General features: G+C 33.4%; 13 protein-coding genes. 2 read left to right on the plus strand and 11 right to left on the minus strand.

The window, feature by feature from the left end; translation table 11 throughout:
* Positions 1-100 precede the first annotated feature (100 nt).
* Together ACFFLS_RS16090 and ACFFLS_RS16095 are read right to left on the minus strand one after the other, a co-directional pair.
* Complete coding sequence (locus tag ACFFLS_RS16090) at positions 101-1483, minus strand: ammonium transporter (RefSeq protein WP_379684478.1); 1383 nt, start codon at positions 1481-1483, stop codon at positions 101-103.
* A 262-nt stretch (positions 1484-1745) separates the two neighbouring features.
* On the minus strand, positions 1746-2234 hold the full coding sequence (locus ACFFLS_RS16095; RefSeq protein ID WP_379684477.1) for a nuclear transport factor 2 family protein: 489 nt from the start codon (positions 2232-2234) through the stop codon (positions 1746-1748).
* Between the two features lie 268 nt (positions 2235-2502).
* On the opposite strand from ACFFLS_RS16095, the gene ACFFLS_RS16100 reads away from it, so the two are divergent.
* Positions 2503-3165 carry a hypothetical protein gene (locus tag ACFFLS_RS16100; RefSeq protein WP_379684476.1) on the plus strand — a complete coding sequence of 221 codons (663 nt, stop codon included), beginning with the start codon at positions 2503-2505 and terminating at the stop codon, positions 3163-3165.
* A 231-nt stretch (positions 3166-3396) separates the two neighbouring features.
* Here the strand turns inward: ACFFLS_RS16100 and ACFFLS_RS16105 are convergent, their stop codons facing one another.
* The 7 genes from ACFFLS_RS16105 to ACFFLS_RS16135 all read right to left on the minus strand — a co-directional run bounded on the left by ACFFLS_RS16105 (position 3397) and on the right by ACFFLS_RS16135 (position 11102).
* Positions 3397-3711: an HPF/RaiA family ribosome-associated protein gene (locus ACFFLS_RS16105; protein ID WP_379684475.1), complete on the minus strand. Its 315-nt coding sequence runs from the start codon at positions 3709-3711 to the stop codon at positions 3397-3399.
* 103 nt (positions 3712-3814) lie between these two features.
* Complete coding sequence (locus tag ACFFLS_RS16110) at positions 3815-4261, minus strand: very short patch repair endonuclease (RefSeq protein WP_379684474.1); 447 nt, start codon at positions 4259-4261, stop codon at positions 3815-3817.
* Positions 4262-4877: 616 nt separating this feature from the next.
* Entirely contained in the window at positions 4878-5096 is a 219-nt protein-coding gene (locus ACFFLS_RS16115; protein WP_379684473.1) for a hypothetical protein, read from the minus strand.
* Positions 5093-5857 (minus strand): HNH endonuclease, encoded by a 765-nt coding sequence (locus tag ACFFLS_RS16120; RefSeq protein ID WP_379684472.1) that lies wholly within the window; start codon positions 5855-5857, stop codon positions 5093-5095. The genes ACFFLS_RS16115 and ACFFLS_RS16120 overlap by 4 nt, the downstream gene beginning before the upstream one ends.
* A 98-nt stretch (positions 5858-5955) precedes the next feature.
* Positions 5956-7269, minus strand: coding sequence for a phospholipase D-like domain-containing protein (locus ACFFLS_RS16125; RefSeq protein ID WP_379684471.1), 1314 nt, complete (start codon positions 7267-7269; stop codon positions 5956-5958).
* Entirely contained in the window at positions 7266-8504 is a 1239-nt protein-coding gene (locus tag ACFFLS_RS16130; RefSeq protein WP_379684470.1) for a DNA cytosine methyltransferase, read from the minus strand. Before ACFFLS_RS16130 ends, ACFFLS_RS16125 begins: the two co-directional genes overlap by 4 nt.
* A 132-nt stretch (positions 8505-8636) precedes the next feature.
* Positions 8637-11102 carry an AsmA-like C-terminal region-containing protein gene (locus ACFFLS_RS16135; protein ID WP_379684469.1) on the minus strand — a complete coding sequence of 822 codons (2466 nt, stop codon included), beginning with the start codon at positions 11100-11102 and terminating at the stop codon, positions 8637-8639.
* Between the two features lie 241 nt (positions 11103-11343).
* Between ACFFLS_RS16135 and trxA the strand changes: the two genes are divergently transcribed.
* Complete coding sequence (gene trxA / locus ACFFLS_RS16140) at positions 11344-11661, plus strand: thioredoxin (protein WP_068844792.1); 318 nt, start codon at positions 11344-11346, stop codon at positions 11659-11661.
* Between the two features lie 129 nt (positions 11662-11790).
* Here trxA and ACFFLS_RS16145 read toward each other — a convergent pair whose 3' ends face one another.
* Positions 11791-13872 (minus strand): ATP-binding protein, encoded by a 2082-nt coding sequence (locus tag ACFFLS_RS16145; RefSeq protein WP_379684468.1) that lies wholly within the window; start codon positions 13870-13872, stop codon positions 11791-11793.
* Positions 13873-14577, minus strand: coding sequence for a LytR/AlgR family response regulator transcription factor (locus ACFFLS_RS16150; RefSeq protein ID WP_379684467.1), 705 nt, complete (start codon positions 14575-14577; stop codon positions 13873-13875).
* Between the last annotated feature and the right edge of the window lie 80 nt (positions 14578-14657).

Here is a 14657-nt window from a genome sequence, read left to right on the forward strand (position 1 = left end):
AATTTTCACTAATTGTTTTTCCAATATCAGCTTTGCTGCTATTGAATATTTAAGATAGAAATTAGTGAAAATTCGTGTAATTCGTCGCGAAAAAAATATCTTAACCGTAATGTGGTTCTGTAATTGATTTTAATTTCGGATCCAGCGTTTCATCGTGCTGCGATAAATCTAATCCTATATGTTCTGATTCTTCTGAAACTCGAAGCGGAATAATAAAGTTTGTTACTTTGAATAAGAAATAAGCTCCGAAGAAAGTGAAAACAGAAACTAAAACCAATGCCATCATATGATGTCCGAAAACGCTCCATCCTCCGTGCAACAAACTTGCATTTTCGCCGTGAGCAAAAATAGCAGTTAGAATCATTCCCATAATTCCACCCACACCGTGGCAGGCAAAAACATCAAGAGTATCGTCAAATTTCTTAGAAAAACGACAGTTTACAGCCGAATTTGAAACCAAAGCCGTTATAAATCCGAAGAACATACTTTCTGGAACCGATATAAACCCAGCCGCCGGCGTAATCGCAACCAGACCAACTACAGCACCTATACAAGCGCCTAGAGCAGAAACTTTTCTTCCGTTCATTCGGTCAAAGAAAATCCAAGTTAACATCGCTGCTGCTGATGAAGTTGTTGTAGTAGCAAAAGCCATCGCCGCAGTTCCGTTGGCAGCAAGAGCAGATCCGGCATTAAAACCGAACCAGCCAAACCAAAGCATCCCTGTTCCTAACAACACAAACGGAATATTCGTCGGAATATGCTGGCTGTTTTTTCTTTTTCCTAAAACAATAACGCCAGCCAAGGCCGCAAAACCAGAACTCATGTGTACTACGGTTCCTCCTGCAAAATCTTTTACTCCAAAATAACTTCCTAAAACTCCTGTCGGATACCAAACTGCGTGGCATAAAGGAGCATAAATAAATATGGTAAATAAACTGATGAAGACCAAATAAGAGATAAAACGTACTCTTTCTGCAAAAGAACCGGTAATAATTGCCGGGCAGATTATGGCAAATTTCATCTGAAACAAAGCAAAAAGCATAAACGGAATTGTATTTGCCAATTGTTTATGAGGCAAAACGCCAACATAATCCATAAATGCAAAAGTAGTAGGGTTTCCGAAAAAGCTGTAAAAATGATCGCCCGAACCGAAACCGACAGGCTCTCCAAAAGCAAGACTAAATGCAACAACAACCCATAAAAGCGTAACAACTCCCAAACAGATAAAACTTTGAAGCATTGTTGAGATTACATTTTTTTTACCCACCATTCCGCCGTAAAAGAAAGATAATCCGGGAGTCATAATTAAAACAAGACAACTGGAAGTAAGCATCCAGGCAACATCGGCAGGAACAATATTCTCTGTTGTTCCAAATTCTGATAGAACATAACTATTTTCTGTTATTGTTGGCCAAAATGCACCTACTGTACAAACGACACTAATCATAATAAAGGAAATAATCCAGCGTTTTTCTATTTTCATTTTTAAAATACTTTGTTTAACCCTATTTTTTTTGGGGTCAAAGTTAAAAAAAAATAAATATTCTTGTTTTGAAGGCTGTTAATTTAGAGGTCCAGCTTTTATTTTGGTTGATTTTTCAAAAGTGAAGCGCTTTTTTTGAAGGTTTCCTATTTTGGACTTCAAAAAAAGCACTGTTTTTGTCGAATATATTAAAATTATTTTAGCAGTTGAATACCTAAAGCACTAGAAAAGTTATGATTATAAGAATAAAACCGAAAAATGTTTATTTTTTCTGAAGCTTCGAAATCAAAACGTCTTCAATCGGCGATTTTATTTTGGTTACAGCATCAACCTCATCATTCGGAATAGTCATTGATAAAACATAATGCTGGATTTTCCATTCTTTACCCACTTTAACCAAAACTCCAGAACCTCGACAGATTTTCATTTGTGTATTCAGTAACTCATCAAACCAAGCAATTTTTCCTGATTTGTCAAAAAAGATATGACGTTCTAAGGCAGTAAAATTCCAAGTTGTTCCTTTGTCAAAATAAGGTTTTGCCCAAACAGAGAATTCTTTTTTGGTCCAATTTTCAGTAGCATCCGTACCAATGTAGATTGCATCATCGGCTAAAACATTAAAGTAAGCATCAAATTTTACATCGCCTGCCGCTTTGTGCCAAGCATCTAAAGTTTTGTTGATTTGGTCTTTGTCGGTTTGAGCGTTTGCAAAAGAAACGGTCAATAAAAGAAATAAGATTGTTTTTTTCATGAGAGATTTTATTTGAGTTTAAAGATACTATTTTTTTGAAACCTTATAATTATCGAAATAAACTGAGCTTTATAGGTGATTTTGTTTCACGCAGATTTTACAGATTTGAGCAAATTAAATTACAAAATCTGTGTAATCTGCTTTAATCATTTAAAATCTGCGTGAAACTAAACAACTTCAATTTTAAGCTTAAATTATCTTATATTGCTTATAGGGTTTAATCCCGAAAAAACAAGTATATTTGAGTGCTTCAAAAAATACCACAATTATGAATTCAAAAACCCTTATAAGCTCTTTTGTTGTTTCTTCTTTATTGTTTATTTCCTGCAAAAAGGAATTAGAACCTCAAGAAACTACAGCCAATTCTGAATTGGTCAGACTTGGTTTAGCAAAAGACACTTCAAAAACGCAAACTCCTGCAGCTACTGTTCAAACGCAAACGAACAACCCTAATACGGTTTTGAGTGATACGAAAGGAATAAATCCTGCACACGGACAGCCAGGGCATAGATGTGATATTGCTGTTGGAGCGCCATTGAATTCTGCACCACAGCAAGGACAAGTTGTTGCTGCGCCACAAGGACAGACCGTTCAGGTAAACCCGTCTCAGACGCAAGTGGTAACAACAACGACGCCAGTTAAAACCGCAAAAGGCATGAATCCACCACACGGACAGCCTGGACATAGATGTGATATTCCAGTTGGTGCACCTTTAAATTCTCCGGCTACTAAAACCACTGCAACAACCAATACCACACAAAACGGAACAGTGACGCAAAACTTTACCGTTACTCCTCCTGCTTCAAATCCGGTTCCGGCTTTGTTGAGCACAGAAGGACAAAGCACCGTTGCAGAAGGCATGAATCCTGCACACGGACAACCAGGACACCGATGCGATATTGCAGTCGGAGCACCGTTGCCAAAATCTTAAATGAAAGTGACAAAGTGACAAAGGCTCCAAGAAAAACTTAGAATCTTTGTCACTTTTCAACTTATATTAATAGCTTTTGTTTTTTCAGAAGTGGTCGTCAACTATTTTTTGGCTTTAGCTAAAATACTGTTGCCAAAATCGTAACTGAAAGTTACATACTAATAAAAACAACAAAGTGACAAAGACTCCAAAAAAACTTAGAATCTTTGTCACTTTGTAACTTATAATTAATTAATGTTCTTTTATTTTTTCAAAAGTAGTAGTCAACACTTTTTTAACCTTTGCCAAAGCACCGCTAAATGCTTTTTCAAGAGTTTCGGCATGTTCTGTAACTGTGATTGGCTGTAATTTTACCGGACGAACTTCGATTACGCATTTTTTGTCATGCAAGCTGAATTTTTCTCCATTTTCGTCTCCAAAATGAATTTCTACGCGAGTAATTTTATCTTGAAAACGTTCTAAGCTTTTCTCTGTTTCTGCAGAAAAATAACTTTCTAATCTTGCACTTCCTTCAATGTTTTTGTCGGTGTTGATTTGTACTTTCATAACGCATACTATTTAATGATTCATTCTCAAACTTATTTATTTTAAAGAAAAAAGACAAGTGAGTTAAGGAAATATTATGAAAAAAAATTGCTTCGTTTTTTTGTTATTCCCATGAAGGGGGAATTTTCGACAATTGCTCGGTCCTAAGATTAATCGCATTTAGGATTTCCATTACGCAAGAACCTAGATTTTTCTTGACATCGTTGCTCCAAAATCGTAAAACTTTCCAATTATGAGCTTCTAAATAGGCATTGACTTCGATATCTCGCTGCATATTTCGCTCGATTTTTCTTATCCAGTATTCCGAATTGGTTTTCGGTTTCTTGCTGGTTTTCCAATCTTTTCCGTGGAAGAATTCCCCATCGACAAAAATGGCGATTTTAAGATTACTAAAGGTCAAATCTGGAGAGCCAAAAACCTTTTTGTTGTTTTTCCGATATCGCAATCCAATATGCCATAGCGCTTTTGCCAAACGAACTTCGTCTTTGGTATTTTTGCCACGAATCATGCTCATGACTTTGGATCGTTGCTCGGGAGTAAAACAGTCCATGGAAATTTAATTACTAAAGTTTTGAAATTTAATAATTAGTGGTATTTAATAGGTTACAGATTGTTTGGGTAAAGTTATATTATTATATTGGTTGTTTTGTTGAAAATTGGGTTTAAATGATATCTTTTCGAAAGAACCTAATTAAGGTAGACTGAATTCTTAACAATTCAATTCATTTCAAAAGCGATTAGACAAGTAAATTATATCCAGCTTTAAACTTAATGCGAGATTCAGAAAGACTAAAAAAATATCAATCTAGAGGATAATTTTTATTGGTTGAATCGATTGGCGGAGATATTGAATTCTTATTTGGAGGTTGAATGATATAGTGAGAAAAGCCAATATAGAGTTAGTAGCTTTTTTTTGTTATTCATTATCAATAACTTTCTGAGGACAAAATGATATTGAAATAGTTTTCAAAAGCTGTGCATAATAATTCTTTATAAACTTCTAATAATTCATTTCTAGTATTCCAGTCTTTGATATATTTCCATCATTTTCCGAAATTTCTTTCCCATTAAGCTTTTTTGTTAAATGTCACTAAGTAAAACACTATTATTATGATAATAGTTTTGGTAATATTTCTCAATAAATGACCAGTAATCGAATTTATCTTCTACCTTTTATTGTTATTCTCTTCAAATTCTTGTAGTATTTCAAATTCTGACCAACCAACAACTTCAGCCATTCCTTTGTAAAACGCATCTCTTTCTGCCTGAGTTTCAAAAACGTATTTCTTTAAATTAATTACTTTTTCGAAATCATCAAAAGATTGATTGTTATGATATTTTATTATCTGCTCCTTGCCAAAAATTATTTCTGTTATAAATTTCATTGTCTAAAAATTGTTGTTTGATGAAAATCTAAATATTCTTTAGAAGGAAGGAATCTATCTGGCAAAATGATTGATTTATTGTGATACTTTAAAAAGAAATCTTCTACGACATCTTCAAATTTATATTCGTTGAAGTACTGTGAAACTTTTATTTTATATTCTGGTGTAATAGTTATAAAACCTCTATCAAAAGCTTTGTCATGAATTGAATTTATACAAACTCCATTATGAGGGTTTAATCTAATTTTTTCATCTTTTGCCCACGGAATTATGTGGCTTGCCACAAGAAAATCAGGAATTGATAATCCAGTAATACAACATTTTGAGTTATATGATGAAAGAATTGTTGAACGAAAAAAACTCTGATTCACTCTTGCCTTAATACTCGCGTCCCTTTCTTTGCCCAAAGGCAAGTTATCGAGATTGATTTTTGATGTTTTTTCAATAGGTTCATTTGCAAAATTAGAAATGAGTAATTCGCTTTCGTAACCGATATTTTCCCAATTATCACTGAATTCATTCCAAATGATTTTATCTAGTTTGCTTGCGTTTGCTAACCCAACTATTCCTTTTGCTTTAAGTTCTAAATCGAAACTTCCAAAGTTTCCAATTTTCATTTTTACAGAATTAGGACTTCTTCCAATTATTTTTGAAATTCTAATAACATCTGGATGATTGGAGCTGACCTTGTTAAATGGTATTTTGCAATAAAGATTTAGCACAACTATTGTTTGTTCTCTTGTCCAATTTTCTACTGCCATAAAAAGTTTTTTTGAGATTTACACAAATGATAACAAATATCATTTATTCGTTAATAAAAATGATTAATCTCCTTATCTTGATTTAAATAAAGTTGCTTCTAAACAATAAAGTTGTCTTCATCAATTGGAATAGGTTCGTCTTTCATAAACAATTCGAAAGATCCAATAGGAGCAAAATCTATATTAATTAAATTATAATCATCCTTTCTTCGCCATAAACGAACAGAGTCTGTCCCTTTTTTTTCAAGCCATTCACGTGTAACAGGCTGTCTTTCGTTTAGTCCTAAGACATCTACAAGCAACCATTGTCCTAATGCAGATTGCCCATATCTTTTACCATTTTCTTCTTTTAAAGTATTGCTTCCTGATTGTAAACCTTTCATATTGTCTTGGGTAACTAAAGCTGGAATTGTTTTTCCATTTGGAAGTTTTAATAAAAAGCGAACTTCTGGTCTTTCATCAGAAGTTCCCTTATAATTACCTTTAATTTTTTCAAATTCAAATATGTTAGAAGTAAAAAAATCAGGGTGCTTTTTGTGAAATTCTCGAGGGATTGGAACATAAATTTCATTTAAAGGTCTTGGAGTATTACTTCCTTTACTTTTTGGTGCTGCATTCCATGCATTCAGTCCAGATTTTTCTTCTACTTCTTTAGACTGATAAGAATATAGGGGCAGGTAAACTTCGATTATATCTGGCTCTGCAACTTTTGTTGTTTCAATAAGTTCGAAGTATGCTTTCAGTAAAAATGAAAAAGGATCCTCAATAATCCTTACATCAAATTTGTTTAGTGTTAAAGTATTGTATTTGTCAGAATCAAATTTCTGCCATATTTGAGAATCAGCAAATGTATATCTATAATCCTTGTTACCATCTGACCAAGATAATGCAGATGTTGTTGCACTAAAATCTTTAAGTTTATTTAAATCAATTAATGGATATGCACATTCATTTATTGTAAAGATGCCTTGATCACGAGTTATATAATGATAAATGTTTTTGTCTTCCGATAACCCTAAACGTTCATAATCACTTTTCATTCTTTGATTTTTAATCTCAGAAATTTTATAAGCTAATGAATGCAAATCATTACGATACGTATTAATATCATTTTGATAACGCTTCAGCTGCATTACCTTCTGAAAAGACGGTTTGCTGCCCATCCAGGTTTTTAGTCCAATTCCTATTCGGTCATTACCAAATACAGAAAGTACATCATGTGGAGTATTACCAATATCAACGTTTTGACTGTTGAAAATTTTTGTAAAAACGGTTTCTTGAAACTTAGAATCAAGATAAGGGATTAAATCTCCTTGTTTTTGACGAAATAAATTAGACAATGCTCCATAAACCTGTAAAAACTTTATGTATTCATCTCTTTGCTCAACAGAAAATCGCTCCCAAACATTCATTCTAATAAGACATTTAAAATTTCTTGGCTTATTCTTTCAATTAATGTAGTCGTAACAGAATTCCCTGCTTGCATATATAATTTACTGTTAGCAATATTGGGTAAAATGTACTTATCCATCGGATATCCTTGAAAAGCAAAACACTCTTTTGGAGTTAACTTCCTAATACCATAATCATCTAGAATTAAAGGCACATTATGTCCACCCGTTCCCATATTTGCTGTTAAAGTTGGACAAACTTGATTTTTGTTTTCTCTAACATAAACTCTTCTCCACTGATATATTGTATCTTTTGAAGTTATTGTTTTTTCTAATTCAGGATAGTATTGATGGTCTTTTTTATAATAAAGATTATCTGCTTGCTTTCCTTTTTCTAAAACGTCATGGATTGTTTTAGTCAAAGGAATAGGTTCAGGAAATTTAAAATCTCCATGATTTGGCACTTGATTTTTGTCAAAAGCAACAATAAAAATACGTTCTCTGTTTTGCGGAACATTTGCATGTGTAGAAGAATTCAATACTTTAGTGTATGCTTTATAACCTAGTTTTTCTTCTAAAGTCTCTAAAATCACTTTAAAAGTGTTTCCTTTATCGTGTGAAACTAGATTTTTTACATTTTCAAGAAAAACCACTTTAGGTCTTTTTGCTTCAATAATTTTTTCTACATCGAAGAACAATGTTCCTCTTGTATCTTGAAATCCTTTTCTATTTCCAGCAATAGAAAAAGCTTGACAAGGAAATCCTGCACATAAAATCTGAAAATCATTAGGAATGTAATTTTTGGTAACTTCTTTAGTAATATCTCCAAATGGAACTTGTCCAAAATTAGAGCGATATGTTTTCTGTGAATCTATATTCCATTCACTTGTATAAACACATTTTCCTCCTAAATTCTGCAATGCAATTCTAAATCCTCCAATTCCCGCAAAGAGATCTACGAATTTAAAAGTGTAGTTTTGAGGGGTAGGAAATGGAACATTTTCTACCTCAAAAAGTAATTGTTGTAATGCCGAATCAGAAACTATATTTAAATTCCCTTCTTCGTTTTTATATTCAACTATTTGTTTTAGGTATTGAGCAGCTTCTTCTTTAAAATGATCTTTAACGCCATTGTGATAGTTATGTAAATAATGCGTTACAACAGCTTTTCTATTATCATCGTCTTCCTCTATAAAGCGAGTTTTAAATTTTTTATCGTCAAATTCCTCAATTTTGATCGTTTCTTCGCCCTTCATTTTTCACTAAAATTAAAGGTGCAATTTATGAATAATAATTCGGAATTGTTAATTATATTTTTGAACAAACGTCTGATTAAGTTTGTCAAATTTCATTTAATTTCGTTTTGTTAAATTGTAAATAGAGACTCTCTACTTCCCCCTCTTCCCCCACTTAATCTTAATCTTCCCATTATCATCAACAGCCAGTAAATGCAGAACAATCCCACGGTCGCGAACGGCGTCACGTTCGGCTTGGGTGGCGAGTTGGGAATCGTTTTTAGAATTTCGAAGCGGAATGGTAAGCGCCAGATTGGTGCCTCTTCCAAAAGAGTAGATTCCTTCAACGTCGAAGTTTAAAACATTGGAACTGATGGTCAATTTATTGATGTCGACTTGTTCGCCTCTTAAATTGACATCGCCCGATAAATCGCTGAAATTAATATTCTCCACATCTCGAAACGGAAATGCAAATTTGCCCACTTTTACAATCGGTCCAAAATTGAGCAAAGCGCCCTGATTGACATCAAAACTTAATCTTCCGCGCATTGAGTTGACGATTAAATCGCCTTTAGCGCTCATAAAACCTGTTACGTTGGCATTGCTGCTGAGTCGGCCCCGAATGTTTTTAGGATTAAAAGAAGTGATTCCGAAATTATGGAACGATTTTAAAAAACTTGCCATATCAACACGATAAATCTGAGCAGTTGAACTAAAAACGTAATATTTCCCGTTTGGCTCTATGGCGCCATTAAACGCAATATTTCCACCAGAAGTCTGTACAGTTCCGTTTTTGAGCAAAAGCTTAGAATCGAGCATTTGCAAAGTTGCTTTTGTATTAGTCGCAGTCAGTGCTCCATACGTTATTTTGTCTGCTTTTAGATTGATTATTGCAGTGCATTTTTCTATTACCGATTTTAGCTGATTCGAAAAATTGACATTCTTTTTTGCCGTTTTTTTCTGGGCTGTTTTTGTTGCCTGATTGTTTTTCAAAATGCCTAAAAACTGTTTGACATCAATACTCGGACAATAAATATTCCAGTTTACGACCATTTTTTCGGGAGCGTCGTAATAGAGATTTAGAAAATTATCAATTCTTCCGTCAATGCGAATGCTATTTTTTTTGTGTTTATAAGCTATTTTTTTGATGTAAAGCGCCTGTTCTGTAAACGAAAGTTTTACATCGGTTTTTTCGGCGCGAATGTTTTTCGGCAGATACTCAAAAGTTGCTTTGTCAATATCAACATTGCCAATTACACGGGGTTTATGAATGTACAAATCAACAATATCAAACTGAAATCTCAAATTGGTTTTGGCGTGACCGCTTTCAAAATGAAGGATTTTATCATTCGCCATTCCGTTGAGTTTCGAAACATCAAAATCGGCATTTACAATTCCGGTCGCAATAGGTTTTTCGAGATTATTAATAACAGCCTGCGGAATCGTAAGTGGAATACTTTCATAATCGCCTTTAAAATGCGTCAGGATTATGGCCGAATTAGAATCGTTAAATCCTTTTTCTGGTTTGAAATTGTTGGTAAAAATCCCTTTAAAATTACAATTGGTAAACAATCCGTCGGGAATGCTGAGTTCGTTGTTTTTAATAAGAGCCTGAACCACAATTTTTGGATCGCCTTCAACATTTAAATCGCCTTTAATGTCGCAATTGACCGCAATCGCTTTTTTTAGATTGAATTGATTGAGCTTCGAACTGATATTTGCAGACAATAAATTAGAGGCATTCCTCCATAAAATATTCGTCTGAATGTTGATTCCGAAAAGTGAATTTCCTTTTCCGATATTAAAAAAAGCAACAATATCAAAAACATCCGAACCAATCTTTAGGTTTTTGGTCTTAATATCAATGTTTTCTTTTTCATCATTATAAGAAATATCAAAATGTCCCTCAAGCTCTTTTTCTTTAGCAAAACTTCCGTGTACGGTATTAAAAGCGAGACTGTTGATTTTGGTTTTCAAAAACAAATCGGTTTTCCAGTTATCGTCTTCGTAATCAATTTTCGATTTTAAATCTGTTGCTGCAAAATCAAATAATTTATGTCCGAGTTGGTTATCAATGGTGACATGAACATTTTCGAGAACAACCTCATCTATAGTAGTTTCTCTTTTCTCCTGATCGGAAGTCTTTTTCTTTTTAGGTTTAAAAATATCAGTATTTGAGTACCCGTTTGAAGCTTTATAGATATAGACGTCAGCATTGCTGATAATGATTTTATGAATGCTGATTTCGTTCTGCATCAGACTCCAAATATTTAATCGCGCCTCAATTTCATTAGCTTTTAATAAAGTATGTTTATGAGAAACCCATTGATTGTCTTTGAGCTGAACGTCTTTTAAGGCTAAAGTAAAATTCGGAAAACCCGTTAAAAACTTATAATGAAAATCGGTTACATGAAATTGCCCTTTAATATTTTCGTTGATTTTATGATTGACCTTGGCAATAATTTCAGTTTTGTTCTGATTGAAATAAATCGACAGGCCACCACAAGCCAATAAAAGCAAACCGAAAAGAATTAGAATAAAAATCCCAATGCGTTTAGCATATTTCTTAAATCGTTCGGATCGGAAAATGTTTTGTATTTGAAGTAGAGTTTCCTTCATAATGTGGATTTTCAGGATGATTAAAGGTAATGATAAAAAACGGTTTTCTTTTACAAGACATTAAGGCTTGTAAATAAAGCACATGTGAATAGTATAATTATTGACGATGCATTTATAATCAAAACTAATTTCTAGATGGTGCAGGATTTGTTTTTAATTTTTAACTTTGTACCTCAGTTCTGAAAGTTTTTAAAAGTCTCTCTGAGATAAGAACTGAGGATAACTTTAAAGAAAAATAATTATGGCATTAGCAATAACAGATGCTACTTTTGACGAAGTAGTTTTAAAATCAGATAAACCAGTAATGGTAGATTTTTGGGCAGCATGGTGCGGTCCTTGTAGAATGGTTGGTCCAATCATTGACCAATTAAGCGAAGAATATGCAGGAAAAGTTGTTGTTGGTAAAGTAGATGTAGATGCTAACCAAGAATTTGCTGCAAAATATGGTGTGCGTAACATACCAACCGTTTTGGTATTTCATAACGGTGAAGTAGTAGGAAAACAAGTAGGAGTTGCTCCGAAACAAACCTACGCTGACAGCTTAGACGCTTTGTTGTAATCCTCAGATTGCATTGATATAAAGAAGGTTTGACGAAAGTCAGACCTTTTTTATTGTTTTTTTGCCACAGATTATAAGGATTAAAAGTTTTTTTTTATCTGTGAGAATCCTTTAATCTGTGGCAAAAAATTATCCGTTAAAAATAATAGTAAAAGTAGCTCCTGCATTTGGCTGGGAACAGACTTCAATTTTGCAATTAATGGCCGATGCTAAATCCCGAATTAAATGTAATCCTAAACCAGATTTGATTCCGATAACTTCTGATTCGTCGTACAAAGCTTTGAATTTTTCGAGCGTTCCTCCTGGGCCGTTATCAGTTATCGAAAGATACGGCTGATTTTCTATATGGCCCGCTTTCCAGATTATTTTCGGCTTTTCTGTTTTATCAAGCGCTTTTATGGCGTTTCCGGTAAGGTTTCTAATGATGGTTTTTAGATAATTTTCATCTGTATTCAAAACAATATTTTCTGGATTTTCGAATGAAATAAAAATGTTTTCAATGCTAGAGAAATGCTTTTGTGTTTCTTCAAAAATCGTATCGACAGGAATCTCTATAAAATGAGGTTTGAAATTTTCCATCTGTCCCTTGCTCCAAAGCAGCATGTCTTCCATAGCATCCAACAAATTTTCGGCTCCGGTTGTAATTTTTGTCTGCATTCTGTGTTTTGTTTCTTCATCCATTAATTCAGGATTTTCCTTTTGAAGATGCAGAAAATGTATTAAATTCGAAATCGGACTTCGCAAATCATGATTTAAAATACTAAAAAATCGAGCTTTGATTTTATTCGCCTCATCCAATTCTTGATTCAACACTTGAAGCTTTAAATTGGTTTTCTTTCTATTTTGATTCTGTTTAAAAAGCAATAATCCGATAACGGCAATTAGTGTAATTCCTGAAATGAGAAAAACACGTTGCCGTTTGGCTTCTGTAATCTGAATATTTTTAATGGTATTTTCATTCGAAAGATTTTGAATTTTCTGTTGTTTGGTTTTATTCTGATAAGAAGCTTCTGCATTGGCAATACTCTGTTTAGCCGATTCCTGCATCATTTCATCATTGGCTTTGCTGTAAATTTCGTTGTAATGATAGGCTTCTTGCCAAAGTCCGAGCGCCGCATAACTTTGAGACAGTTTTTTATTGATATTTACATACGATTCTTTATCATAATGCAAAGCATTTTTTGAAGCCTTTTTAAGTGTTTCTATTGCTTTTTTGTATTCTCTTTTCTCATACAAAATCCTTCCCATAACAGCATTGGCTTCCATGATAATATCTTCATCTGTAGATTTTTGTCCAAACAAAACTGCTTTTTTAGCATAGTTAAAAGCCGTATTGATCTGGCCTTCATTGGCATAATATTCAGACATGCTTCTGTTGGCAAAACTCAGATTGAGAAATAAGGAATCTTTTTTGGAAGGATAGGTATAAATTAAGTTGTAGTATTTCTGAATACTGTCATTTTGTTTTAACGGAACAAAACATTGCAAATAATAATTACAAGTAAAAGCACTGATGTAAGGCGAAGTTTTGATGTAAGGCTGCGCATAATTCAGATATTCGATGGCTTTATTATACTGCTTCATTTTGGTGTAAGCCGCAGCAATCTGACTATACGAAACACCGATAACTTCATCATTGGCAATACTTTTATCCAGCAGCTTTTTATAATTAATTGCTTTTACCTGATAACTGATAAAGGTTTCATATGCTGCATTATCAAGGTAATATTCTCCCAAACTTCCGTAAAGAACTGATTTTGTATAATTGCTTTTTGTAGTATCAACAACCTTTTTGATGTAATTGATTAGATTTTCTCTTTTTCGTGTCTCATTTAAAGCATAATACCCATAATTGAGACGCATTAAAGCCGAGGTTTCATTTTTAAGATGATGCGCTCTTTGAGCATACTGCAGAGCCAGTTCGTAATTAACAACTGCATCCTTATTTTGATTGTTATTAAATTCGAATCCTTTGCCTTTTAAAAAATAAAATTTAGAAGTGTAAGCATTATGATGACGCGCAAGTTCAATTCCTTTTTGCGCAACGATAACCAGTTTAGGATAATTTTCTGCATTATCAATTTCATTAGCATATTTCAGCCAAGCTTTTAGTTTTTCATTATTAGATTTAAGTCCCACCAAATTGGGTTCTTGCTGCCCAAAAACAGAAAGTGTAATAAGGAACAAAAACAAAAATCGGATTTGCTTCATTTAAATCAGGTTTAGGTTTTCCTTATAACTTCTGCCAACCGGAATAGACACGTTATTGTTTAAAATGATTTCAGTCGAATTCATTTTCTGAATAAACTGTTTCTGCACTGCAAAACTCCTGTGAATACGAATAAAAGACTGAAAATGATCTTCTTTCAATAAATTTCCGATGCTCGATAAAACACAATGCCTTTTTTTGTTTGTAATGATTAAAGTATAATCTTTTAAAGCTTCAAGATATAAAATTTCGTACAGTTTTACTTTTGTTTGTTCGTGTCCTTCTTTGATATAAATCGTGTCACCGCCAATACTGGCTTCAAACAGAGAAGCTTTGAGTTTTATTTCCATAAACTCCTCAATGCGATTTATAGTCTGCGTAAAACGATCTAGTTTTAATGGTTTTACTATAAAATCCAAGGTTTCAATCTGGAAACTCTCCACTGCATGTTCGGGATGTGCAGTTATAAACACACAAACTGGAATCTCTAGTGCCTGTTTTCTAAAATCAATTCCGTTTAAGCCCGGCATATCAATATCCAAAAATAAAATATCGATTTTTTCTTTCTCTAAAAAAGGAAGTGCGTCTTCGGCATCTTCAAAAACACCAATTATATCCAGAATTGGAAACTTTTTAGCAAAAGACAATACGGTTAGCCGGTCAATTTCATCATCATCAATAATAATACAACTGTATTTTTTCATCATTCGAACTTAAAATTATGTCGTCTGTCTATTTAAAATGTTGTTTGTCTATTGGCTGTTTTTGCCGTGATTTTATTGGTGCA

Origin of the sequence: Flavobacterium procerum, assembly GCF_042431625.1 — a bacterium.
Taxonomy (GTDB): Bacteria; Bacteroidota; Bacteroidia; order Flavobacteriales; family Flavobacteriaceae; genus Flavobacterium; species Flavobacterium procerum.